17 protein-coding genes and 1 pseudogene are annotated in these 24,112 nt (G+C 69.3%); 9 read left to right on the forward strand and 9 right to left on the reverse strand.

Features of this window, described 5'->3' with window-relative positions:
• The first annotated feature begins 439 nt into the window (after positions 1–439).
• The 4 genes from AQJ11_RS43185 to AQJ11_RS43200 all read left to right on the forward strand — a co-directional run bounded on the left by AQJ11_RS43185 (position 440) and on the right by AQJ11_RS43200 (position 5,897).
• Complete coding sequence (locus AQJ11_RS43185) at positions 440–775, forward strand: acyl carrier protein (protein ID WP_208616763.1); 336 nt, start codon at positions 440–442, stop codon at positions 773–775.
• Between the two features lie 89 nt (positions 776–864).
• Positions 865–3,972 (forward strand): type I polyketide synthase, encoded by a 3,108-nt coding sequence (locus AQJ11_RS43190; protein WP_059267129.1) that lies wholly within the window; start codon positions 865–867, stop codon positions 3,970–3,972.
• An 8-nt stretch (positions 3,973–3,980) separates the two neighbouring features.
• A complete protein-coding gene (locus AQJ11_RS43195; protein WP_059267130.1) occupies positions 3,981–5,555 on the forward strand; it encodes a long-chain-fatty-acid--CoA ligase in 1,575 nt (524 codons plus the stop codon).
• Positions 5,556–5,630: 75 nt separating this feature from the next.
• Positions 5,631–5,897, forward strand: a complete 267-nt coding sequence (locus tag AQJ11_RS43200; protein WP_059267131.1) for a hypothetical protein — start codon at positions 5,631–5,633, stop codon at positions 5,895–5,897.
• Between the two features lie 220 nt (positions 5,898–6,117).
• Here the strand turns inward: AQJ11_RS43200 and AQJ11_RS52320 are convergent, their stop codons facing one another.
• The 3 genes from AQJ11_RS52320 to AQJ11_RS43215 all read right to left on the reverse strand — a co-directional run bounded on the left by AQJ11_RS52320 (position 6,118) and on the right by AQJ11_RS43215 (position 8,669).
• Positions 6,118–7,101 (reverse strand): prenyltransferase/squalene oxidase repeat-containing protein, encoded by a 984-nt coding sequence (locus AQJ11_RS52320; protein WP_059267132.1) that lies wholly within the window; start codon positions 7,099–7,101, stop codon positions 6,118–6,120.
• A gap of 183 nt (positions 7,102–7,284) precedes the next feature.
• Entirely contained in the window at positions 7,285–8,058 is a 774-nt protein-coding gene (locus AQJ11_RS43210; RefSeq protein WP_244218649.1) for a DUF2182 domain-containing protein, read from the reverse strand.
• The gene (locus tag AQJ11_RS43215; protein WP_059267134.1) at positions 8,055–8,669 is read right to left on the reverse strand and encodes a DUF1326 domain-containing protein; all 615 of its coding nucleotides are present in this window, start codon (positions 8,667–8,669) and stop codon (positions 8,055–8,057) included. Before AQJ11_RS43215 ends, AQJ11_RS43210 begins: the two co-directional genes overlap by 4 nt.
• A 645-nt stretch (positions 8,670–9,314) precedes the next feature.
• Here AQJ11_RS43215 and AQJ11_RS48900 point away from each other — a divergent pair.
• Positions 9,315–9,398: pseudogene (locus AQJ11_RS48900) on the forward strand (IS5/IS1182 family transposase); the annotation flags it as partial.
• A gap of 397 nt (positions 9,399–9,795) precedes the next feature.
• On the opposite strand, the gene AQJ11_RS43225 reads toward AQJ11_RS48900, so the two are convergent.
• The 5 genes from AQJ11_RS43225 to AQJ11_RS43245 form a co-directional block, all read right to left on the reverse strand.
• Positions 9,796–10,893, reverse strand: a complete 1,098-nt coding sequence (locus tag AQJ11_RS43225; protein ID WP_107120974.1) for an isopenicillin N synthase family dioxygenase — start codon at positions 10,891–10,893, stop codon at positions 9,796–9,798.
• A 444-nt stretch (positions 10,894–11,337) separates the two neighbouring features.
• The gene (locus tag AQJ11_RS43230; RefSeq protein ID WP_244218650.1) at positions 11,338–12,630 is read right to left on the reverse strand and encodes a VOC family protein; all 1,293 of its coding nucleotides are present in this window, start codon (positions 12,628–12,630) and stop codon (positions 11,338–11,340) included.
• A gap of 804 nt (positions 12,631–13,434) precedes the next feature.
• Positions 13,435–14,490, reverse strand: coding sequence for an ROK family protein (locus AQJ11_RS43235; protein WP_059267135.1), 1,056 nt, complete (start codon positions 14,488–14,490; stop codon positions 13,435–13,437).
• Entirely contained in the window at positions 14,487–15,608 is a 1,122-nt protein-coding gene (locus AQJ11_RS43240; protein ID WP_059267136.1) for a sugar phosphate nucleotidyltransferase, read from the reverse strand. Before AQJ11_RS43240 ends, AQJ11_RS43235 begins: the two co-directional genes overlap by 4 nt.
• A gap of 4 nt (positions 15,609–15,612) precedes the next feature.
• Positions 15,613–16,851: a sedoheptulose 7-phosphate cyclase gene (locus AQJ11_RS43245; RefSeq protein ID WP_244218651.1), complete on the reverse strand. Its 1,239-nt coding sequence runs from the start codon at positions 16,849–16,851 to the stop codon at positions 15,613–15,615.
• Positions 16,852–18,392: 1,541 nt separating this feature from the next.
• On the opposite strand from AQJ11_RS43245, the gene AQJ11_RS43250 reads away from it, so the two are divergent.
• From AQJ11_RS43250 to AQJ11_RS43265, 4 genes are all read left to right on the forward strand, one after another.
• On the forward strand, positions 18,393–19,277 hold the full coding sequence (locus AQJ11_RS43250; protein WP_244218652.1) for an SDR family oxidoreductase: 885 nt from the start codon (positions 18,393–18,395) through the stop codon (positions 19,275–19,277).
• An 89-nt stretch (positions 19,278–19,366) separates the two neighbouring features.
• Positions 19,367–20,860 carry a trehalose-6-phosphate synthase gene (locus AQJ11_RS43255; RefSeq protein ID WP_059267139.1) on the forward strand — a complete coding sequence of 498 codons (1,494 nt, stop codon included), beginning with the start codon at positions 19,367–19,369 and terminating at the stop codon, positions 20,858–20,860.
• A 23-nt stretch (positions 20,861–20,883) separates the two neighbouring features.
• The gene (locus AQJ11_RS43260) at positions 20,884–22,158 is read left to right on the forward strand and encodes an aspartate aminotransferase family protein (protein ID WP_059267140.1); all 1,275 of its coding nucleotides are present in this window, start codon (positions 20,884–20,886) and stop codon (positions 22,156–22,158) included.
• Complete coding sequence (locus AQJ11_RS43265; RefSeq protein WP_244218653.1) at positions 22,155–23,156, forward strand: MDR/zinc-dependent alcohol dehydrogenase-like family protein; 1,002 nt, start codon at positions 22,155–22,157, stop codon at positions 23,154–23,156. The genes AQJ11_RS43260 and AQJ11_RS43265 overlap by 4 nt, the downstream gene beginning before the upstream one ends.
• Positions 23,157–23,341: 185 nt before the next feature.
• Here AQJ11_RS43265 and AQJ11_RS43270 read toward each other — a convergent pair whose 3' ends face one another.
• Positions 23,342–24,112, reverse strand: a complete 771-nt coding sequence (locus AQJ11_RS43270; RefSeq protein ID WP_059267171.1) for an IS5/IS1182 family transposase — start codon at positions 24,110–24,112, stop codon at positions 23,342–23,344.

Below are 24,112 nucleotides of genomic sequence, written 5' to 3' on the forward strand. Positions count from 1 at the left end.
TCTAGGTCCTGTCGTCAAACTCCCGTCGTCCGCCCGGAGGGCGGGCCGCGCGGCGTCAGGTGCGTGCTCTCGGCGTGCCGGGCCCTGGCCCTCGTACTGGATGTACTTGGGTCGGGGCCCGGTGCGGCGAGTGGGGGCACCTCCCACGCCGTTCAGGCAGTGGGGGAGCGTGCATGGCGTCGCGCGGCAGACGGGAGTTTGACGACAGGGCCTAGGTTCAGGGTGTCCACTCGCTCGTCCGCCACCTGCGACCAGTACACCCGCCGCTCTGGCGAGCAGGCCAGGAGAGTGCCGCACAACGTGGCCACCTATGGCGCGGGCACGGGGCCTGGCTCCAGTCCCGCCCCACGTGGCATCCCCGCCCTTCACGCCCGGCGGACTCCGGCGGGTGTCAGGTGCGTGTCAGCGGCAGGTCAGCTCGGTGTGGTCCCATCTCGTGGTGGCAGATCAACGTATCACGGAAATAAGTGATCTACTGGAGATTCCGGTCTACGACCGGCGCGAAGCTCTGGAAGAGCTGGTGACACACGAACTGAAGTCAGCCTTGCTGATGGAAGACGACGATTACCTTGCGCCCGACTCCGTTTTTTTCGAACTGGGTCTGACATCCCTGCAGTTGTCCGAGATCAAATACACTCTGGACAAGGTGCTCGGATGCGAAATCGAGGTCGCACAGCTTTTCAACAGGCCGACGATCGAGCAGCTCGTCTCTTATCTGTCCGAGCATGTCATCGCCGAGGCTTTCGCCGATCCTGATGAGGACCTTCACCGTTGAAGCGTCGCCGTCAGCCCACACGCGATCTCTGGACGCCCTGACCAAAGAGCCCCACGGGGCGTAGCCCAACCCGACACGGAGACGGGACGTTGTCAAAACACTCTGAGCTTTCCGAAGCGACCCCGCGCGACCTGCTGCGGAAGATCGACGAGCAGGACGCCTTGATCCGTGAGCTGTTGCTGGAGAAACACGAACCGATCGCCATCGTGGGAGCCGGACTCAGGTTTCCCGGTGGTAACGAAAGCCTGCGGGATTTCGACGAGTTCCTCGCCAAGGGCCAGTCAGGCATCCGCCCCCTGCCGGAGAGCCGACGGCACATGCTCACCGGCTCGGATCCCGAGGACACACAGCCGGTCATCGGCGGCTTCCTGGACGAGATCGACCGTTTCGACGCTGCCTTCTTCAACATCTCTCCCCGTGAGGCGGCCTACCTCGACCCGCAACAGCGGATGGTCCTGGAGACCGCGTGGCAGGCGCTGGAGAACGCCTCCATACCTCCGGGGGCGTGGCGGCACCGTGAAGGCGGTGTCTACATGGGTGTCAGCTCCTTCGACTACGCACTGGACACCGCGGGCGTGCGCGCAGAGGAGGTGGACAGCTACATAGGCACCGGTTTGTCGCACAGCAGCGTGCCGGGCCGGCTCAGTTACCTACTGGGCTGGCGGGGGCCGAGCATCAGTGTCGACACCGCGTGCTCCTCCTCACTGGTCGCGCTGCACCTGGCCGTGCAGGGACTGCGCAACAAGGAGTGCGGCATCGCCCTGTGCGGCGGCGTGAACCTGATACACAACGTGGTGAGCAACGGTGCGTTACGGGCGGCCAACATGTTGTCTCCCGACGGCCGGTGCAAAACCTTCGACGACTCGGCTGACGGGTACGCCCGCGGCGAGGGATGCGGCGTGCTCGTCCTGAAGCGTCTGTCGGACGCCGAACGCGACGGGGACTCCGTTCTCGCGCTCGTGCGTGGCACCGCGGTGCGCCAGGACGGTGAGAGCGCGGGCCTGACCGTGCCCAACGGACAGGCCCAGGAGCAGGTGATGGGAGCCGCGCTGGCCGCGGCCGGTCTCGAACCGGGGCACATCCAGTACGTCGAGGCGCACGGCACCGGCACGCCATTGGGCGACCCGATCGAGATGGGCTCGATCGCCGCACTCTTCGCGGCATCGCACGACAAAGCCGCACCGGTGACGGTCGGTTCTGTGAAGACCAACATCGGGCACCTGGAGGGTGCCGCGGGAATGGCCGGTCTGGTCAAGACCGTTCTTCAGTTGCAGGCCGGCAAGTTCTACCCGCACCTCAATTTTGAGCGCCCCTCGGGGCGCATACCCTGGGAAAGATACCCGGTCACGGTGCCCACGGGCGAGCTCACGTGGGAGGGCACCCCTCGCCGAGCGCTGGTGAACGGTTTCGGCTTCGCCGGGACGATCGCCACGGCCGTGCTCGAACAAGCTCCGGCTCACTGTGCCGGACCCGCCCTGGACGGGCACGCCGAGTCGTCGGATCGTCATCCGGGGACCGACGGGAAGCGGGGCCATGTCTTCACCCTGTCGGCGAAGAACGACCGCTCCTTGCGCTCGCAGATCCGGCGGTACCAGCAGTTCCTCACCGCCGACGCACCGCCGTCCCTGGCCGACATCTGCTTCACTTCCAACACCGGGCGGGCTCACCACAAGGTGCGTCTGGCAGGAGCAGTCGCCAGCCGGGAAGAGCTGGCGCAGCTGCTGGATCGGCGCCTGCACTCCGCCGGAGCGTTGCCCGTCGGCGGCGCGCGCAAAGCGGCCTTCCTCTTCTCGGGGCAGGGTTCGCAGTTCTCGGGAATGGCGGCGGCGCTCTACCGGCGCTTTCCTGTCTTCAGGGAGCGCGTCGACGCATGCGACCGGATACTGCGCCCCCTGACAGGGCGTTCGATGAGGGACATGCTGGTCGGCACCGACGACCACGGCGACGACATCCATGAGACCCGGTACAGCCAACCGGCCCTGTTCTGTCTGGAGTACGCGCTGGCGGAGCTGTGGACGGACTGGGGAGTGCGGCCCAGCGTGCTGGTCGGGCACAGCATCGGTGAGCTTGTCGCGGCGACGGTGGCCGGCGTCTTCTCCCTGGAGGACGGTGCCCGGATCGCCGCGGAACGCGGCCGGCTCATGCAGTCGGTCAGCACCCCGGGCGCCATGGCGGCCGTGGCGGTGGCGGCGGAGGAGATCGGCCCGCTGCTCGGCCCGTACGACGATCTCGCTCTGGCGGCGATCAACGCTCCCGACCAGTGCGTCGTCTCGGGCGGTTCGCGTTCGCTGGAAGCCCTGCTGGAGGATGCGCGCCGACGGGACATTCGCGTCAAGCGGCTCCCCGTCTCGCACGCCTTCCACTCACCGCTGATGGCGGAGGTGGCCGACGAGTTCCGCGCCCTGTTCGAAGGCATCCGCTGCCGTGCCCCGCGCTTGCCCGTGGTGTCGGCACTGACCGGAAAGGTGGTCCGGGCCTCGGAATTCGCCGATCCGGCCTTCTGGGTGCGCCATCTGCTCGAACCCGTCGATTTCCTGGGCGCGGTACAAGCGGTCGAGCGCCGCGGTACGCACGCGTTCGTGGAGATCGGCCCCTCGGCCTCTCTGATCTCGCTCGCACGCCGGTGCGTCACCAGGAACGACCACTTGTGGGCCGCCAGCAGCCGTGCGGGCGACGAGGACGGTGCGACCATCGACCAGGCTGTCGCCAGCCTGTACATGGCCGGGCTGTCCGTCGACTGGTCCGCGTACCACCGGGGGACTACCCACCGGCGCGTGGACTTGCCGACGTACACGTTCGACCGAAAGCGGTACTGGCTGCCGTCCGGCACCGGTCCGGCACCGAGTGCCTCTCCCGGTCCGCTGCCCGAGGCGCCGCCCGCCGCAGCCCTCGAAGAGGAGAGCAAGGCTGTGGCGCCCGAGTCGGCCGGGTGGCCGGCGGACGCGAGCAACAGGGCGATCAACGAAGCGATACGCCGCGAGCTCGTGGCGATTCTCCGCTACCAGGACGTTGAGGACATCGAACCTGATGCGGATTTCGCCTCCTTGGGCCTTGATTCGCTCACGGCCGTCAGTCTGAAGAATCGGCTTGAGCAGGTGTTCGCCGTTTCACTTCCGACGGCTGTGGCGTTCGAGCAATCACGTATCGATCTCCTGGCCGGCTCCATCCGCAGTCTGCTGATCCCGTCGTCGCGATGAAGGGCGCCATGATGGACGCGAAGAAGACCGACACGCTCCACGCGGCTCTGGCATACCAGGCGGCCCGCCAGCCGGATCACCCGGCCATCCTGTGCGAAGGCCGCAGTCTCACCTACCAGGCGCTCCACCAGGAGAGCAACCGGGTGGCACAGGCGTTGCTCGCCTCACAGGTCGGCCGCGACTCCCGGGTCGCGTACCTGGGCAAGGAGTCGGAACGCTACTGGGAGCTCGCCTTCGCCTGCGCGAAGATTGGCGCGGTGCTGGTGCCCGTCAACTGGCGGCTGACTCTTGACGAGGTCCATCACATCCTGGCGGACTCGGGCACGGAGCTGCTGGTGGTCGACGAAGGCTGTCGAGCCGTGGCGGAAGGTGTGCGCGACCGGCTCGACCGCCTGCAGACCGTTGTTCTGGCTGACGACTCCGAAGACGGGGGCGCGGGCTGGGTGGGCTGGACCGCACCGCACCCGGACACCGACCCGCAATCGGGCGGCGACCGGGAAACCGCGGTGGTGCAGATCTACACGAGCGGCACCAGCGGGCGGCCCAAGGGTGTCGTGCTGCCGCACCGCAGCTTCTTCAACGTGGCCGAGGCCATGGAGCAGCACGGTCTCGACTGGTTCGACTGGCTGCCGGGCGACCGCAGTCTGATCGGCCTGCCGGGCTTTCACATAGGCGGCTTCTCCTACGCGATGCAGGGCTTCAACGCCGGGGTGACGATCGTCTCCATGCCCATGTTCGTCAGCTCGTCAGCTCTCAGGCTCATCAGAGAACTGCGGATTACCACCGCGATCGTGGCGCCCGCCATGCTGCAACTGCTCTTCAACGAGCCGGATGCCAACCCCGAGTGCTTCCAGTCGTTGCGCAAAGTCGTCTACGGTGGCTCTCCCATCTCGGCGCCGCTGCTTGAGCAGTGCATGAAGATGATCGACTGCGACTTCCTGCAGATCTACGGGAGCAGCGAGACAGGTAACTTCGCGGCTTGTCTGCCACCCGAGGACCACAGGCAGGGCAACCCCCGGCTGCTGGCCGCCGGCCGGGCGTACCCGGGCATCACGCTGCGGATCATCGACCGGGACGGCAAACCGGTGCCACCTGGCACGGTCGGAGAGGTCTGCGTCCGCTCGCCCGCCCGGATGCTGGAGTACTGGCGTCGCCCCGACGCCACGGCCGAGACCCTGGTCGACGGATGGATCCGCATGGGCGACGCGGGCTACCTCGACGAAGACGGCTACCTGTTCGTCAGCGACCGCGTCAACGACATGATCATCGTGGCGGGAGAAAACGTATATCCCGCCGAGATCGAGGCCGCGCTGTGCGCCCATCCAGCGGTCCTCGAAGTCGCGGTCGTGGGCATTCCGCACCCCAGGTGGGGTGAATCGGTGCACGCCCGAGTGGTCCTTGAGCCGGGCCAGCGCGTCACCCCCCGCGAGCTGATGCTGTCTCTGCGCGGCCGCATCGCGGACTTCAAGGTGCCCACCAGTTACGACTTCGCCACGGCCCTGCCGAGAAATCCGAGCGGCAAGGTCCTGCGCAGGATGGTGCGTGCCGAACTCGCGGAGAAGTCGCCGCGGGTCGGCCGCTGAGTACCGCCGGCCGAGATCCCCGGGGGCGGCACCGTCACGCTCGAACAGCACGACCACGACGCCGACGGGAAGGGCATGCTGACGCAGACGCAGCAGTTCCCGCCCCGGTACGAGCACCGCCTGGACTTGAGCATCTGCACCCTGACGATCGAACGTCCCGGCAATGACCCGCTCGTGCTCACCCCGAAGGGCGAAGCCGCGCTGATCGGCCGGCTCACCCAGTTCCCCCCGAGGGGCGACCTGTACCAGCTAAAGGCCCCGGTCGAGTTCGTCGACCCGGCCAAGCCCGACGACATCGCCGCAGTACTGCAGAAGTTCCCCGCGAAGGTCGGCGGCCTGTAGCCGCCACGCCAGCACGAAGCGCAGGGCCCGGCCGACCGGTCCCTGCGCTTCGTGGGTTGCGCCCCCAGAGCTCAAGGGTCAGCGCGTTACCACTGTCCAGGGGGCAGCATGGCCTCGGCCGGAGTCACGGTAACCAGCGGTTTGCCGCATCTGCGGTCGCCCGGTATATCCGGGACCGGCCCGGCCAGAGCGCCCGGTCCGGCGCGTGCCCTTTGCCTGCTTACGGCCGTCGCTGTGCACCGCCCTGGTGATGTTCGCCCAGGGCGGTGAGGGCGAAGACGGAGGCGTGGCTGGGGTGGGCGTAGGGGATGGGGCGGGGGGCGACCTGTTCGGGCCGGGAGGTGAAGCCGCCGTCGGCTTGCTGATGGGCCAGCAGGTAGGCGAGGGCCTTGCTGCTCCAGACGGGCCGGTTCAGGCTGGTGCCCGCGCTGAGGGCGTGGGCGGTGCTGCTGACGTCGCTGGCGTCGCCCGCCTGGTGGCCGAAGCCCCCGCCGTCCGGGTTCTGGGCGCTGCTCAGGTAGGTGTCGGCCCGGTGCAGAGCCTGCTGGATGCGTTCGGTCAGCACGGCCGTGATGGGGGGTGGGAGACAGGTGAGGGCTGCGGTGGCGCGGCGCAGGGCGTGGGCCTGGGCCAGGCTCCAGCTGCGTTCGAAGGTGCCGTCGGGCTGTTGCGCTTCGAGCAGGTGCAGTGTGGCGCGGCGCAGGAGCGGGGTGTAGCGCGCGGGGTCGGGGGCCAGGGCGCAGATGGCGTTGGCGGTCATGACGGCTTCGGAGGGCTGGCCGGGCAGGTAGGTGGGAAAGCCGCCGTCGCCGCCGGCCAGGGTGGCAAGGTGGGCGCGGCCCCGGTTGAGGGCAGGTGCGTAGCGGGTGGGGTCGATGGCGTGGAGGGCTTCGAGAACGGCGCCGGTGCTCTCGGTGTCGCCCTGGGTGACGCGGTCGGTGAAGGCCCAGCCGCCGTCGGGATTTTGGGGCAGGGCGAGCAGGGCCAGGGTGTGTGCGCCGACGTTGCCTTCCCACACCTCCCGCCGGCTCGCCTTCAGCCGGTGGGTAAGGAAGCGGCGATCCTGCGGGGCGGGCTCCTGGCCGAGGCTGCGGGCGGCGAGGATCTTCATGGCGCAGCCGGTGAGCTCTCCCCAGGTGGCCTGGCCGCGGTAGTCGAGACGGGCGGCCTGGGCTCGGAACCGTGCAGGACGGCCCGAATACACGCCGACCCTTCCAGCTCCTGGCCGGCCTTCTGCCGCTCCCGGGCACGTACGGCGCTCGGCCGGCCAGCTTGCCGCAGCCGCCCGGGCGCGCAGGGCCGCACCTCCCGGCCCTGCGACCGGCCGTACGGACGCCTCACGCGCTGCATCCCGGCGTCCCCCAGCCGGGCGACGCGGCGACCGGGGTCACGGTCCTCGCAGGCCCATGTCCGTCATGCCGCCGCCCGTGAGGTTGGGCGCCAGCAGGGGCAGCCAGAAGACGCCGACCGCGAGGGCGAGCGAGGCGAGTCCCACGGCGCGGGCGAGGAGACGGCCCCGTGGCAGGCGTTTCTCTGCGGTGATGACGGCGGCCAGGCCCACCGTGGCCCAGAGGTTCATCACCCCGAACGCGGTGAGCAGCAGCATCAAGGACCAGCAGCAGCCCAGGCAGAACGCTCCGTGATGGGCCCCGGCCCGCAGGTGGCGGGCGGGGCCGCGGTACGACGCGTAGTGCAGCAGCGAACCGACCGGTGAGCGGCACCGGGTGAGGCAGACGTCCTTGAGGGGGGTGAGCTGGTAGGCACCGCTGAGGGCGAAGACGGCGGCGGCCACCGCCGTCCCCGCGGTGGGATGGGCGGTCGCCACCCGTGCCGCCCCGGCGGCCAGGGCGTACGCCGGCAGCCCGGCGGCTGCCCAGACCAGCAGGTAGCCGGCGGTGAACGCGATCAGGCGCGGCGTCCGGTGCGCGGGTGCGGTCCGCGCGTACAGCGAGGCGACCGGTGCCGTGGCCGGCAGCATCATCGCGGCCATCATGATCGTCCACGCGCCCAGGAAGGCGGGCAGCTCGCCGGCCGCGGTCCCCGCTCCCATGTCGCCCCGGCGCAGTGCCGTCCACGTCCAGGCCGCGGCCGTGGCCGCCATGAGGAGGACCGCTCCAGTGCGGGCCGTCGGGCGGCGGGCCGCCGTCGCGGGCCGCGTCACGCCGACCACGAGAAGGGCGCCGAGTGGGCGTTGTGGCCGGTGAAGTCCCAGGAGCGGCCGTGCACGCCGTGGCCGACGGCCCGTGTCGACCTGGCGACGGTCAGCGTGCTGTTCGCCGGGTGGAACATGCCGGACAGTTTCATCACGGGACCGTCGTCGCCGAACTGCGGGGCGACCTGGTCCTCGATCTCGATGTGGATGGCGTCCGCCACCCGCACGGTGTGCCGGCGGCCGTCGTCGTGGAAGTCGATGGGTGCGCGTTCGACGCCGAGCACCTCGGCGACGAGGGGCACGAGCGCCGCCATCGGTCCGCCCGCCTGCCCGGAGAAGACCTTGCCCAGCGCCTCCGCCTGGCCGTCGTCGGCCGAGGCGTCGACGTACAGCGCCACCTGCCAGCCGCCGTCGGCCATCACGCGCGGCGCGTCGACGAAGACGACCACGTTGCGGTCGGACACGTCCACGCCGTCGACCTCACCCTGTGCGACGTGGAACGCGAACGTCACCTGACAGCGCTCGTTGTCGGCAGGGGCGGTCAGGCCCGAGGTGGTGCAGGGGCAGACGGTGTCGCAGTTGCAGCTTTCGAAGTAGGTACCGGTCACGTTCCATGCCATCTCCGTACTCCCGCCTGGTCCACCCGCCGGCGGTACGAAGGGACACCCACCCGACGGGGCGCGAGGCCCGGCGCGGGCGTCGGCCTGGTGCGGCGCCCGCGCTCAGGAGGAATTCGGGGCCGCGGACACCGCCACGCGTCCGCCGGCCGCAGGATCGGTGTCGGGATGACCTCTCGGCCGACACGGCCGCCCGACTGCTGTCCAGGCTAGTCCGCGCCCCAGCACCCCGCTCGTCACGCGGCTCGTCACGCGTCGCGGCGCCGCGCCCGGGTAGGAGACCCCCGGTGCCTTCCCACCATCCGACGCGCTGCCCGCCACGGAGCATGGCCCACGCCCGCCGCCACTGCCGCGGACCGTCCGTGAGGAGCCGGCGCCTCGGGGCGCCTCGCACGAAAGACGTGTCGACCTGGCACTCTCCGGGGCCTGGCCCGCCAGGCGGAGGAACGGGCCTCGGAGGAGCGGCGACTGCACCGCGAGCAGTGGGAGTGGGGCGGACGGCTGCCGAGCGAGGGGCTGCGCGGTGTCGGCGGCAGTGTCCGCGGCCTGCTGCGCTTCGACGGCGACCTGGTGCACGCGCTTGATGCCGCGGGTCCCGAGGTCCAGCGTGCGGTGGCGTTGCCGGCCGCCCGGCGGGGAGTGTGAGCTGCCGTTCACGACCTTCGCGCGGCGCGCGAACACGGCATCCTCGACTCCCTGGCCGGGGCCGACATCCGTTGCTGGGCCGACAAGAAGACGGCTCGCAGTCGCCTACTCCCCACCTGCCCGGCGCACACCGACCGGATCTCCTCCAGCAGCTCCGGGTAGTGCTCGCCGTACGTGTTCACGGCGTGCCACACCGCATCCAGTGCCGCCCTCAGCGGGGCGGGGCTCGGCGGCGGCCAGCACGGAGGGAAGAGCGAGGTGCGACTGTGCGATCCGGCCGGGGCCGCGCAGATTGCCGGCGCCGCGCAGCACCACGGCGGCGCCGTGCCCCACGTCTCCGGGCGGTGTCGGCCCCTTGCCCCCGGGCATGACCGAGCCGCCGCTACACCGTTTCGCCCCTCGACAGCCAGGTTCCGGACGCCCGCCGACGTCACCGCGTTCCTCGCGGACAGCAGACGCACGGAGATCGGATCAGCATGTTGATTCACTGCGGACCCTGAGCGGGGTGACGCCCGGGACGCGATGGGTGATCGTCGGCCGGGCTGCTTCCAGGGCTGTCGGCGGAGCCAGGACGGGACAGGGACAGTTCGCCCTGGAAGAGCCCGTGGCCCTTGAGGTCGGTCAGCATCTGGATGTTCTTCTTCAGGATCGTCTCGCCGACGTTCACGGTGGGCATGCCCGCGCCGCCGCCGACCGGTGCGGCGAGCGGCACGATCTCCGCTTCGGGGTCCGCGTCGAAGAAGTAGACGAGGGAAACCAGTTCCTCTTGCGGAGCGCTCGCGCTGGGGGCCAGCACACGGTGCCGCAGCGAGCGCCATCGGCCGTCCGTCCACTGGTGCATCAGGTCGCCCAGGTTCACCAGCAGGGTTCCCTCCACGAACGGCGGTGCGAACCAGCCGTCTTCCTCGCTCCACACCTCAAGCCCGGAGACGCCCTGCTGGCGGTCCAGAAGAGTGATGGTGCCGAAGTCGGTGTGCGGTCCGACTCGCATCTGTCCCTCGGCCGTCTGGCCGACAGTGTCCAGCGACGGGTACCAGTTGACGCTTTGGGTCCAGGTGGCATGCTCGCACCGGGACGTGAAGAAGGCGGGTTCGAGGCCCAGTACCCCGGCCAGCATCTCCATGACCGCGCCTGCGACCCGTGTCATGTGGGCCGTGTAGGCGAGGGCCGTCTCTCGAAGCTCAGGCAGTTCCGCCGGCCACTTGTTGGCGGGGTAGTACAGGGCGTCGAAGGCGTCGTCTCCGGTGCGGTGGGTCGGGCCCATGTGGAACGCCTCGTGCAGATCGGGGGCACCTCTCGTGCCCTCGGTTGTGTCTGTCCGGTGCTTCACGAGGCCGCGCCAGCCATTGTCGTGCGGGCGCTGTACGGCGTGAGGCTCCTTCTTCTCCCACGGCAGGTCGAAGAAGGAGCGCCCTGCTGTGCGCATGCGCGCGGTCAGCTCCGCAGGCACGCCGTGGCCCGCCAACAGGAAGGTGCCCACGGTGTGCAGGGCGCCGTCGATGATCTCGGCCAGGGACGCCCGGTTCTCCTCGTCGGCTGCCCGCCATGCCTCCAGGTCGACGATGGGAACACTTCCGGTCATGGGGTTTCCTTTCATGCGTGGGCATGGCGCGGTTCATGCGGTGGCATGGCGCGGTGGTGTAGCGGGGAGGCAGCCGACGGCGGCGCGGTTCTGCCGGTCCCCCGTCGCGAAGGCGGGGGTGGCGAGCGGCGGCCACGGGGGGACACCACATGAGCATGGAAATGTGGGCCTTGTCCGGCTCCGTTCTCTCACGGTACGGCGGACGACGGGCGATATGGTGAGCACTCGCGCCCCGCGTGATGGTCGCGCGAATCGGCCGGCGCCCTCAGCAGGTTCCCGATCGTCTTGGAGACCCGCGGTTTCGGCACGTGCCGAGCCGGATCCAGCGTGGCCCGCCGCTGGGACCGTCCGTGTTCCCGGCAAAGGACGCGCACCTTGCGGCCCGCGCAACTCCAGGCACGACAGGGGTGGTGACTGTGATCCGTACGGCGGGATCGACGGATGTCACGGACGGCACGAGGTTCCTCTCCCCTGGGGGTGCCGCTGGGGGCTCGATGTGTCCGTCCCCGGGCTGTCAGGCACGGTGCCCCGAACGGGCCGGGGTGGCGTACGGTCGGTCCATGACAGCCCATGTGCGGCCTTGCGCCGGGCAGCGGTACCGCGTTCGTAGGGCAGTGCGCCGTCCGGCATGCGCACCACTTCCACATAGAGGCCGCACGGGGCGCGTGTGTACACCCACCGGTCGCCGGTAAGCGGCCCTTCGTCGATCGTCTCCGGCCGGCCGAGCACGGTGCAGCCGTGCGCGGCCAGGTAGGCGGCAGCGGCGTCCACGTCACGGACGTGCAGGGCGATATGGCTGCCGCCGACGTCGCTGTTGCGTGGAGGGCGTGGGTTGCCGGCCGACTTCCCTTGGTAGCTTGCCAGTTCGATGGTATCGGTCGGGCCCATGCCCAGTACGGCCCGCCGCATCGCACCGCCCGGTGGCACGCCGAGGGCCGCCGCCACATCCTCGGGAAGGGCCCCGTACTTGCTTCGGTACAGAGGCTCGGCGCCCAGGACCTCCACGAAGAACCGCTCGGCCGAGTCGAGGTCCGCGACGGTCCTGGCGAAGTGGTCGACACCGAGCGCGCCGGGAAGGCCGTGCCGGCTTCCCGTACCGTCGTCCCGGTTGCGCCATGGCCCCGGCGGGCGGCGGCGTGGTGTGCCGCCGGCGGCCTCGTACGGCAACACGTCCGGTACCGACCGCAGTTCGAGGGGCGCGTCGAAGGGCGAGGAAAGCCTGACCCAGTGTGTGCCCGCGTCGGGCTGTCCGTCGGGGACACGGAGGACGGGGCCGAGCGGGCTCACCCCCGCGCGACGCGTGAGCTCGGCGGCCGCCCGTGCCACGTCCGTCACGTGCAGCGCCAGGTGCACGTGCCCGGTGTCGTGTGGTGCTCGTGGCGCGGCGGTGTGATCCGGCGACTTGTAGGCGAACAGTTCGAGGTTGGTGTCGGGGCCCAGGCGGACGAGGGCGATCTCGGCGCTGGCTCGGGGGTGTACGTCGAGGTGTGTGCGCATCCAGCCATCGGTGTGCGCCAAGGGCGGCAGACGGTAGACGAGTTCGCCACCGAGTGCCATGACGGCGAAGTCGATCGCGGCGTCCAGGTCGGACACGGTGAACGCCAGATGGTCGACTCGTTGGGCGCCGGGCACCCCGGGCGGGCGCGGTTCCTGGCCGTCGCCACACGAGGACACGCCGGCTTCGGCGGAACCGGGCGAGGCTCCTTCACGTGTGTTCGGGCGGTCGGAGAAGAGCACGGGCTGCCTCCTCAGGCTAGGTGATGGACCGCTCGCTGCGAGCCGTCCCTTGCGGACCGCGGGCGCGCGACGGGTGGCGGGCGCCTCGCGAACCCCGCGGACCCGCAGGGCGCGAGGCCGAGTGCGCGGCCAGGCGGCTGTGCGCGGCCCTGCTCGCGTACCGCCTTGCCCGCGTACCGGCAGGAGCGCGGGCGTGACGGCGGCTGCGACTTCGTCCACCAGGAGCGGAATCGTGCACTGGCAGTGGGGTGTGCGCCCCGCTACCAGCGACCGGTGCGTGTGTGCACCGGGGGGAAACACGCAACCAGTCAGCGGGCGCCGGATCCGTCGGACTGCGGACGAGGCGGACTCGCGGTACGGGCAGGGCCGGCTGGCCTGACGACTACTGTTCCGCCGCTGGTTTCGTACCGGCGTACGGGTTCGCCGGTGTCGTACGCGTCATGTGCCGGACAGCGCGCAGACCACTGCGTCGAGGACGTTGTCCGTGGAGGTCGGCATCACAGGCCGCCGGACCATCGCCACCTGCCGCGCCGCCACGACATGCCCCGTCACGGCTTCCGGCGGTTGCCACTCGCACCAGGACGTCTGGCGGGCCGTGCGCGAGGACGGCCCGCCCGGCTCCGCGGCCGGCCGGCACCAGCGGGAGGCCCCCGGGCCGCGTCATGTCGAGCCGTCCCCACCGGACGCCGGCGGCGAGTGTGCCAGCCCTCGGGCGGGTCCCGAAGGTGCCCGCGACTGCTTCCCTCGCCCACGCCAGTGCCGTGGCCGGCGCACCGCCGACGGAGTCGCTGCCCAGGAGCAGCGTCATGCCGTCACCTCGACGGCCCGGGGAGCGCCGAGGCGGGCCGCCGCCAACTGACCGATGCCGATGAGGCAGTGGTCGTCGTCATCCTCACCGAGCGCGAGCATGGCGCGCGTCGCGTACTCGTCCAAGCCGAAGCAGCCGACCCGCACCAACTCGTCACCGAGCAACGTCAGGAAGGTGTCGCCCAAGGCGAGGGCGAAGCCCCCTACGAACAGGTAACGGCGCACTCCGATCGCGGTGAACAGCAAGCTCACCGCGGACGCGAGGGGCCGCAGCGAGCGGCGCAGCGACTCCCGCGCGAACGTGTCGCCTGCTCGGGCCGCGGCCGCGAACGCCTCGTTGGTGATGGCCTCGGGCACGCCGCCCGACGGCCCGGCCAGCGCGGAGCGCGCGAAGGCACTGGCGTCGGCTGCCGCCGCCGCGCGCACCGCGAACAGGGCGCCGCGTCCCGACGCGATCGCCCCGAGGTGGCCGCGCCCTCCGCACTCGCACGGCGCGGCGTCCTCAGCGTGATCGACGAGCCAGTGGCCGATCTCGCCTCCGTACCCGAGCTGGTCGATGACGATCTCGCCATGGCGGAAGACCTTGTTTCCGATGCCCGAGCTCACGGTGGTCAGGCAGAACGGCTCGGGCTCGGCAGCGGCGTATCGCCAGGCCGCCGCGGTCACGTCGTTGGCCGCGAACACGGGCAGACCCAGCCGTTGGGTCAACACGTCGGCGACGGGCAGTGGTGCCGCGGGTCCTCCCCACAGTGTCGGGCCGGCGAGGACGACTCCGTCGGCTGTCATCGGCCCGGCGAAGGACACGGCGACAGCCTGAGCGGGTGCTTGACCCGGACGGTTCAGGTGGGCCGCGATCTCCCGCGTCAGCTGTTCCATGACGCGGTCCTGGAGCTCCTGCGGGGCGAGTGCGCCGTACCGACCGAGCCCGTTGGTGGGCACTCGCTTCACGTCGTGCACTTCGGACGTGCCCGCCGTGATGCGGCCCACGCGCAGGGTCGTGCCACCGAGGTCGGCCACTACGAGGTCACACGGCGCGGGGGTAAGTGCTGTCACAGCGCCACCTCTTCCCGCTCCGCCTCGCACTGCTGGACGGAGCCGTCCTCCAGCACGATGGCCGACGCCAGGTGTGTTCCGTCCGGTACCCGGGCGCCTGGCAGCACGACGCAGTCGACCACGTGTGCGTCAACACCGATGCGTGCGCCCGGGTACACCACACTGTTCACGATCTCGCCCTCGTTCGTCACGTCGGCCGCCACGACGCTGGCACGCCGGCCGGGCCCTCCCGGGACGAGGTGCCGTGGCACCTCGGGGGCGACGGTCAGCGGCATGTCGCTCAACGCGAGCGTCGGATCAGCCCGCAGCAGTCCGCGATGGGCGCGGTGGTAGCGGTCCACGGTGCCGATGTCCTCCCAGTAGCTCTTGACCTCATACCCGCGGATGAGTTCGCCGCCCGCCAGCATCGCCGGGATGACGTCCCTGCTGATGTCGTGCTGCCAATCCGTGCCGCGCAGTTGCTCCAGGTAACGCCGCAGGGTCGCCGCGTCGAAGAGGCAGAAGGCGGCGAACACCAGGTCGCTCGTGGGGTCGTCAGGCTTCTCCTCGAACGCTGTGAGCAGGCCGTCCCCGTCGAACTCGACCATGCCGAAAAGGTGCACGTACCGCCGCTCGATGCGCTGGTACGACACTGTCAGCGCGGCCTTGGACGCGCGGTGCTCGCGGATCATGTCGCCGTAGTCGAAACGGTAGACGTGGTCCGCGTGGAGCACGAGGATCTCCGAGGCCTCTGCGTCACCCTGCCTGAAGACGTACTCGGCCTTGGTGAGCAGCGCGTCGGCTGTGCCGCGTTCCAACGGCCAGGTACGCTCCGGCAGTTGCTCGGGCAGCTTGCCCGGTGAGCGCCGGTACACCGCGTCATAGGGGCCGAAATCTATCCGGAAGCCGCGGTGGCGCCCGTTCCAGACCAGGTGCAGATCGTCCATGAGGCGGCGCTCCTCGTACTGCGACAGCAGCAGGACGTCCCGCAGGCCCGACCGGTGAACGTTGGCGATGCTGAAATCGATGAGCCGGGAGGTGCCGCCGAACGGCACCAGCGGCTTGAGCCTGCCGCGTCCCAGCGGCCCCATGCGCCGGCCTTCGCCCCCCGCCAGCAGTACGGCACGCACTCCGTCCATGCGCTCACACCCCCATGTCCACGGCACCGTGCAGCGCCCGCCACCGCGGCACCCGGTCCCGCTCGGCGAGTGTGAGAAGCGCGGCCTCGATCTCCCGTTGAGTGACGTCGTTCACGAACACGGCGTCGCCGATCCCGCGTGGAAGGGGCATGTGTTGCCAGCCGTCCCGGTGTTTGACCGTGTCAGCGAGCGCCGCGCGCATGAGGTCCGGCGTGCACACCGGGTGGAGCACAGGCAGGTGGAGCAGACGCATGACATCGAGGACACGGCCGAGGTCGGCCTCGGTCAGTAGCCCACGGTGATGGGCGAGCACCGAGCTGAGCGCCATGTCGATGCAGACGGCCTCACCGTGCAGCAACTCGGGCAGCGCCGCCATCTCCACGCTGGGTGAGAAGGAGTGGCCGAAGTCCACCAGGCGCCGCAGCTGGTGCTCCCAGAGATTGGGCTGGAGCTCCTCCAGCATGCCCTGGACCGCCCGGCGCAGCACTGTGAGCGCCGCACCGCCCGTCCCGCCCTCGCCCGGTTGCATCCGCTGCTCGACCAGGCTCGCGCCGTGCCCCTCCAGCAGATCGAACAGTTCGGCATCCTTGACCAGGGCCACCTTCAGGATTTCCGCCAGACCGTTGCGCAGGTGTCGGGCATCGAGTGTGGCGAGGAAGCCGGGATCGATGAGGGTCAGCGAGGAGGGGTGATACGTGCCCAACCGATTCTTGTGCTCACGGAAGTTGACACCTGTCTTGGCGCCGATGCCCGCGTCGATCATCCCGATCAGGGTCGTGGGTATGCGGACGTACGGCGTGGCCCTGCGGTACAGGCTCGCCGCAAGACCGACGATGTCCGTGAGCACCCCGCCACCCATGGCGAGCACCGGTGCGTGGCGCCGTGGCACACCGAAGGCGTCCATCGCGTCCACGACTTCGAAGACGGTCTCCATGACCTTTGCCGACTCGTGTGCGTCGATGACGCACAGGTGGAACTCCACGTCGTGGCCCGCCAGGTAGGCGGCAAGCTGCTCGCCGTAGAGGGAGCGCACCGTAGCGTCTATCACGATGAGCCGGCGCGCAGGCGTCGTCCCGGACGAGAGGGCGTCGGCGAGCGCCGGATTCGCCGGATCGAGCAGCCGCGGCTGCACCATGACGTCGTAGCTCACCTCCTTGAGCGCGCTCACCCGCCAGGCCGCGCCGTCCTGCGTGGTGTAGTCGTGCAGGCGGCTACCGGGGGATAAGGAACTCTGCTTGGTCATGGTCATCGACCTCACGTGGTGAAGAGGAGCACTGGTGGGGACGGGGGAGGCAGCCGCTGGAGCAGGCCACCGGTTACTGCCGTGGCGCGCGCGTTGCGTCACTCGCATGTGCACTGGGCGCGTGCGATGGTCGTGGTGACGAGGTGACGAGGTGACGGCGCGACGGCGGCTCGACCGGTGGCGAGCCGGCGGCGTTGTGCGTCCCACAGCAGGTGACAGGAGAGGGCACAGCGGCGTCGGGTGGAAGACGGGGGTTCGATTGCGGTGATGGAGGCGTTCAGCCACAGACGCGACGCCACTGCCTGATCTGGCTCTTCGCGCGCCGCGCCTGCGTCAAGCGGTCAAGCGGTGAACTGCCGGTACGGCAATCCCTCGGCGGCTTCGGATCACTCACTGGTGAGTGATCTATAGATCGTAGATGTAAGTCCGTGCACATGACCTTGTCAAGGGACACGCAGTCCCGTATGTCCGTCTCGTGCGCGAATGCTCGATCGCGGCTGTCGCCAAGGCCGTTTCTGGCCGTCGATGCGCGGTGCAAAACGGATCATAGAGGGCATGTCAATTGAGGTTGTGCGCGTACATGGAGCACCACAGGGCTGATCGAGCCAAAAAAACCGTGTACTTGACAACGAGTTACCAGCTGCTTGTAATGGGCAAGATGTAAGCTCATGAGTCACCCACGGTAACGCGGGGATGAAAATGCTCTTGCAGTGCCTGAAGCGCGCAACGGCTGCCCGGCTGGTTGTGTACGTGTGGCGGTTTGAATTTGACTGGGCACAGGAACAAACTCCGCAGTGCCGACCACTCGGAGCGGAAATGCTGACTTCTGCGACATTCCTCAGCACTGCCAGACCCGCATCGATGCATTCAACAGCCGTCAAGGGTGGCGCGAGAGCGGCAGTAGCATGCACTATCGCTGCTCGGGCGCCGACTTGAGAGAAAATCACCCAGGCGTACCCAGGATTTCGGCCCGTCGGGCCGTGCGTGAGCCCCTGCCGCGATAAGCCGCCGGCTTCACTGGCGTTGAGTGGAGCGGCATCGACAGAATACGGGTCTCCTGCGTCGCCGTACCGTGCTGTTGCGATCGTGTCCACGAGTAGCGGATTCACGCCATAACCCGTCCGGCCCGACGGAACTGTTGAAGAAGCGGCGGAGACGGACAAGACCATCGGCCGATCGCCCTAATTGGGCGCGAGGGCAATATGGTCTCATTCTCGAAGCAACCCGGCGTTCGCCGAAAGGTTCGCCGGCATCGCCAAGCCGCACGGGACCCGCCCGAGCATCGGACCGAATCCAGCCGGGGCCGAACCTTCGCCGTCACCAGTACCGCACCCGTGACTGTGGCATGGCATCACGAACCATCAGGCGCGCTCAACGGCGGCACCGGCCGGGGAACCCACGTGTGCGACTGCACTGGACGCCCGTTCACCCGATCGGCACACGTTTCCGCCATGTCAGCCCGCCACATCAGCCGGAGGAAACACATGTCTGACCTTCGCTCGTCGCCACTCGTACTCCGGCCAGGCACGGCGGCGCCTGCCGTGCCTGGCCGCATCCTGATCCTCGGTTCCGGCTACCTTGCCGGGCACATCGCCGCCCGCCTCACCCGGCTCGGCGCCGAGACAGTGCTCAGCTCCCGGCGTGCCCCAGTCCTCCCCGAGAGCCGAGGTGTGCGCTGGAAGCAGGTCGATGTCACCTCGGGCCCGCAGGTGGCTGCCTTGATGGATGCCGTCGAGCCCGATGTCGTCGTGGCCGTGCACGGCCCCTCCGACATCACGTGGTGCGAGTCGCATCCCGAGGAGGCATACGCCACCCACCACGGTGGTGCCCGCAACATCGCAGCCGCACTGGACGGCCGCCCCGTCCTGCTGGTGTCGACCGACAACGTTTTCTCCGGCGAGGACGAGAGCTACGGGGAGTCAGCACAGACCTTCCCGGTCAACGCCTACGGCCGGGCGAAGCTCGCGGCCGAGCGGGAGCTGCTCGACACCTCCTCCGCTCTTGTCCTGCGTGTGAGCCTGGTCTACGGCTGGGAGGATCGGGGTCCGCGGCCCAACTTCCTGACCAGTGTGGTTCGTTCGCTGATGCGCAAGGAGCAGCTACGGATCCCCGACGACCACTGGAACACCCCCGTTCACGTCGAGGACGTGGCCGCGTGGGCGACGACACTGATGAGTTCCGGCCGCACCGGAACGCTGCACCTCGGCGGGCCGCGCCGCATCGGCCGAGTCGACTGGGCCAGACACATCGCCGAGCAGCTCGGCGTGGACCCCATGCTCATCGTGCCGACGCCGCGTATCGGCACCGCCTACGCCTGCCGGCCGCGCAACGCCTGTCTACACAGCGAGGTGGCCGCGCAGTTGCCCGAACTGCAGCACCACCGCCCGGCCGACGTCCTAGAAACCACCCATGCCCTCATCTCCTGACGCCACTCGCACCCTTCTGAACCGACCACGCACCGTCCGCCCACACCGGCCGGCCCGCTTCCGGCCCTCAACCCAAGATTGGGGCACCCGTGACCGGATCTGAGATCTTCCTCGCCAGCAAGCGCGCGGCGATCACCTACGACACCGACCCCGCCACCGGCGAACCGCGCGCCTGGCTGGCTCCTGGCGGTACCGGCAACGTCGTCGCCGAACAGGCCGGCGTCCTCAACATCTCGTGGATCGCCAGTGCCGACTCCGAGGACGACCGTCGCGCTTCGGCGCTGAACCCTGACGGCGTGACCATGGAACTGCACTCCGGCCGGGAGATACTGGTCCGGCTCATCAGGCACGACCCCGCTGTCTTCCGCAACGTGCAGAACTTCATGACCGCCAACCTGATGTGGGCGGCGAACAACTACGGCTGGGACCGCTGGACCCAGCCGTCGTTCGGCTCCGACGCCCGCGAAGGCTGGGCGGACTTCGGCCGCTTCACGCGCGACTTCGCCGACGCGATCCTCAAGAGCTCGGCCCAGTCGGCAGACCCTGTCTACCTCGTCCACGACTACCAGCTGGTCGGGGTCCCCGCGCTGCTGCGCGAACAGCGGCCGGACGCGCCGATCCTGCTCTTCGTCCACATCCCGTGGCCGTCGGCCGACTACTGGAGGATCCTGCCCAAGGAGATCCGCACCGGCATCCTCCACGGCATGCTCCCCGCCACCACGATCGGCTTCTTCGCCGACCGCTGGTGCCGCAACTTCCTCGAAAGCGTGGCCGATCTCCTGCCCGACGCCCGGATCGACCGCGAGGCGATGACCGTCGAGTGGCGCGGCCACCGCACCCGGCTGCGCACCATGCCGCTCGGCTACAGCCCGCTCACCCTCGACGGCCGCAACCCGCAACTGCCCGAAGGGATCGAGGAGTGGGCGGACGGCCATCGGCTGGTGGTGCACAGCGGGCGCACCGACCCGATCAAGAACGCCGAACGTGCGGTGCGCGCCTTCGTCCTGGCCGCCCGGGGCGGCGGGCTGGAGAAGACCCGCATGCTGGTGCGGATGAATCCCAACCGACTGTACGTGCCGGCCAACGCCGACTACGTACACCGGGTGGAGACCGCCGTAGCCGAAGCCAACGCCGAGCTGGGCTCCGACACCGTGCGCATAGACAACGACAACGACGTGAACCACACCATCGCGTGCTTCCGCCGGGCCGATCTGCTCATCTTCAACTCAACTGTCGACGGTCAAAACCTGAGCACGTTCGAAGCGCCCCTGGTCAACGAACGCGACGCCGACGTCATCCTTTCGGAGACCTGCGGTGCCGCCGAGGTCCTGGGCGAGTACTGCCGCAGCGTCAACCCCTTCGACCTCGTGGAGCAGGCCAAGGCCATCTCCGCCGCGCTCGCGGCCGGGCCGCGGCAGCGGGCAGAAGCCGCTGCCCGCCGTCGCGACGCTGCCCGCCCCTGGACGCTCGAAGCCTGGGTGCAGGCACAACTGGACGGACTCGCTGCGGACCACGCCGCCCGCACGGCAACCGCTGAGCGCTTCGACACCGCACCGGCAGTCTCGACACGAGCAGACCTCTGACCGCCATGACCAAGGAGCGCTCTATGGCAACGACGAAACGCCTCCCTGCGCCGCAGGACGCGGCTCAGTACCAGCTCGGCGATATCACGCTGGTGCGCGGCGAAGGCATCCGTGCCTGGGATGCCGAGGGGCGAGAGTTTCTCGACTGCGTCTCGGGCACCTTCAACCTACTGCTCGGACACAACCACCCAGAGGTGATGGCCGCCGTCCGGGAACAGACCGAGCGGCTCGTCTTCGCCAGCTCGTCCTTCCAGACCGAACCCACCAACCGGGTCATCCAAGAACTGGCCGCCATCAGCCCGCCCAACCTCACGCGGGTCAACCTGCGCAGCTCCGGTGGCTCCACCGCCAACGAAGGCGCCATCAAGATGGCCCAGCTCCATACCGGTCGCCGCGATGTCATCGTGCCGTTCCGTGCCCACCTCGGTCAGAGCCTCGCCACGGCCAGCCTCAACGGCACCACGAAGATGCGCGCACCCTTCCCGCACCGCTATCCCGGCGGCCTTCACGTGCCAGGCCCTTACTGCTTCCGCTGCTTCTACCGCCAGACTCCCGAGACCTGCGGGATGCTCTGTGTCGACCGCATCGAGGACTTCATCACCTATGCCAGCTCCGGCAGCGTGGCCTGCGTAGTGATCGAGCCGATCAGCGGTGCCGGCGGTAACATCGTCCCACCCGACGGTTACCTTCAGGAGCTGCGCCGGTTCTGCGACGAGCGTGAGATCGTCCTCATCTTCGACGAGATCCAGACCGGGCTGGGCCGCACTGGACAGATGTTCGCTGCCGACCACTTCGGTGTGCAGCCACACATGATGACCCTCGCCAAGGGACTCACCGGCAGTGGCCTTCCGATGGCCGCCATCCTCACCGAAGAACGTATGGCCGACTGGGACCGTAGCCTGCACAGTTTCACCTATGGCAGCCACACCCTGTCGGCCGCGGCCGCCCTGGCCACGCTGGAGATCGTCCAGCGACCTGGCTTCCTGGAGAACGTACGAGCCAGCGGCGATGTGCTCCTCGACCGACTGCGAGACCTCCAGAAGGACAACCCCGTGATCGGCGACGTCCGAGGGGTCGGGCTGATGCTCGGGGTGGAACTGGTGGAGCCCGACGGTTCCAAGGCCGTCGCCCGCGCCCACGCCTACCAGCGGTCGCTCCAGGACCATGGCATCCTCACGCGCGTCTCCGAGCACGGAGAGGGCAGTACGATCGAGCTGCGCCCCCCTCTCATCCTGACGCCCGCAGACGCCCACATGGTCGCCGACCGCTTCGGCGAGGCGCTGGAGGGCATCGCGTGAGAGTGACTCTGGAGGAGGGCGGGCCCCGTCTGCACCGCTCGCCGCCGCCGCGCCCGCGTGAAGATCCCGCCGTACTCGTCGGCATCGAACTGGCCGCGCTGTGCCGCTCCGATCTCAAGGAGGTAGCCGGCACCCGTCACGGCCCCAGCCAGTTCGGGCACGAACTCGTCGGTGTCGTCCGCGAGTCCACCACCTCTGCGTTCGCCGAAGGCACTCGCGTCGTCCTGGACCCGAACGTGAAGGTGGAGCGGGGCACCGGGTTCGCCGATCACATGTGGGCGGCGGGCCCGGACGACCTGCTGCGGCACGCCCTGCAACCGGTACCGCACGGCCCGGCCGCCCGTCGCCTGGTCTTCGCCGAGCCGATCGCCTGCGCCCAGCACTGTCTGAGCGCCATCAAGAGGCAGGTCGGCGGCCTGCGGGGTGCACAAGTCGTGGTGCTCGGTGCCGGGACCGCCGGGCTCTTCATCGCGGCGCTCGCCGAGCGTGCGGGCGCCCAGGTGTCGGTCTGCAATCGGAGCCGCGCTCGGATGGACGCGGCCCGCAAGGCGGACCTGCTCGATGTACCCACACTGCTCTTCGGTGAACTGGCCGGAGACAGGGCCGACGTGGTGGTGGTCGCCACCAGCTTCGTGACGCCCACCGTGCTGGACGAGGCGCTACGCCTGGTCGCGCCAGGTGGTCTGGTGCTGCTCTACGGTGGCACCGCACCAGGTGACCGGCACCCCGGGCTGGAATGTGACCTCGATCAAGTGCGGCGCACCGAGACCGTCGCCGCCTGCACCTGGCAGGGCCACTCACTCCATGTGGCCGGCAGCTACGGCACGACCGCGGAGGATTTCGCTGCCGCGATCGGTGACCTCACTGACGCGGCGTCACCTCTGCGCGCTGAAGCCCTGGTGGCTGCTGAAGTGGACCTGCCAGGCTTGCTCGGACTGCTGCGGACCCCGGACGCCCTTGGACCCGGCAAGATCGTTGTCCACCCCGAGCCCTCCTGACGCGACGCCCATGACTCCGACGGCCTGGGTGTCACGGCACGAACGGCGTCGACCCGGACCACGAACGCTCAATTCTTCTTCACCCTCCGTCCGGCCGGATGGAGGGTGGGAATTGATCCCCTACCAGAGGAGGCGTTGTCCCGTAGTGATCTATGACATGCCAGTTGATCAGCGTTCTTTCCCGGTCATCCGGCGAGGATGAGGTTGTGCAGGCGGGCGATGCCGAGCATGGCGTGGTGGACGCCGTCGCCTTTGAGGCGGCAGTCGTGGAGGATCTTCCAGGTCTTCATGCGGGCGAAGGCGTGCTCGACGCGGGCGCGGATCTTGCGGTGAGAGGCGTTGTGCTCTTCCTTCCAGTCCGGGAGTTCAGTCTGTCCGGGGTCACGGCGGTGCGGGATGACCAAGCCGGTGCCGCGATAGCCACCGTCCGCGATCACCGTGGTGCGGCCGACGGCGTCCTTGGCCCCGGAGAGTCCCCATGCCTTGCAGTCGTTGCGGTTGCCGGTGACCGGTCGGCCGACAGCGACGACGGGTCTGGTGTCGGCGTCGATGACGACCTGGTGGTTGGTGGAGTATCGATAGTTCTTGGACTGCTCGGCGATGGTGTGGTCGCGGGTGGGCACCAGGGTTCCGTCCACGATCAGCACCGTGCCCTTGCGGAACCGCTGCCGGGGATGGAAGGCGAGCAGGGGACCGAGGTGGTCGATGATCCGGTCCGCGGCCGACTTCGACACCCCGAACAGCGGCGCCAGTTGCCGCAGGGTGAGGTTCGTGCGCCAGTACGCGGCGACCAGCAGGACCCGGTCCTCCAACGGCAGCGACCACGGCCGGCCTTTGCGGACCGGGTCAGCGCCCTCGCGCCGCATTGCGGTGATCAGCTTGTTGAACTGGCGCGGGCTCAACCCGGTGAACGGGGCTATCCAGGAGGGCTCCGACGCCGTGATCACACCAGCCAT

This window comes from Streptomyces corchorusii, assembly GCF_001514055.1.
Taxonomy (GTDB): Bacteria; Actinomycetota; Actinomycetes; order Streptomycetales; family Streptomycetaceae; genus Streptomyces; species Streptomyces olivaceoviridis.

Bases quoted from the DNA above. Each gene is read 5' to 3' on its own strand.
- AQJ11_RS43195 (WP_059267130.1), top strand. From the start codon at position 3,981: ATGATGGACGCGAAGAAGACCGACACGCTCCACGCGGCTCTGGCATAC.
- AQJ11_RS43200 (WP_059267131.1), top strand. From the start codon at position 5,631: ATGCTGACGCAGACGCAGCAGTTCCCGCCCCGGTACGAGCACCGCCTG.
- AQJ11_RS43215 (WP_059267134.1), bottom strand. From the start codon at position 8,669: ATGGCATGGAACGTGACCGGTACCTACTTCGAAAGCTGCAACTGCGAC.
- AQJ11_RS43225 (WP_107120974.1), bottom strand. From the start codon at position 10,893: ATGACCGGAAGTGTTCCCATCGTCGACCTGGAGGCATGGCGGGCAGCC.
- AQJ11_RS43240 (WP_059267136.1), bottom strand. From the start codon at position 15,608: ATGGACGGAGTGCGTGCCGTACTGCTGGCGGGGGGCGAAGGCCGGCGC.
- AQJ11_RS43245 (WP_244218651.1), bottom strand. From the start codon at position 16,851: ATGACCAAGCAGAGTTCCTTATCCCCCGGTAGCCGCCTGCACGACTAC.
- AQJ11_RS43260 (WP_059267140.1), top strand. From the start codon at position 20,884: ATGGCAACGACGAAACGCCTCCCTGCGCCGCAGGACGCGGCTCAGTAC.
- AQJ11_RS43270 (WP_059267171.1), bottom strand. From the start codon at position 24,112: ATGGCTGGTGTGATCACGGCGTCGGAGCCCTCCTGGATAGCCCCGTTC.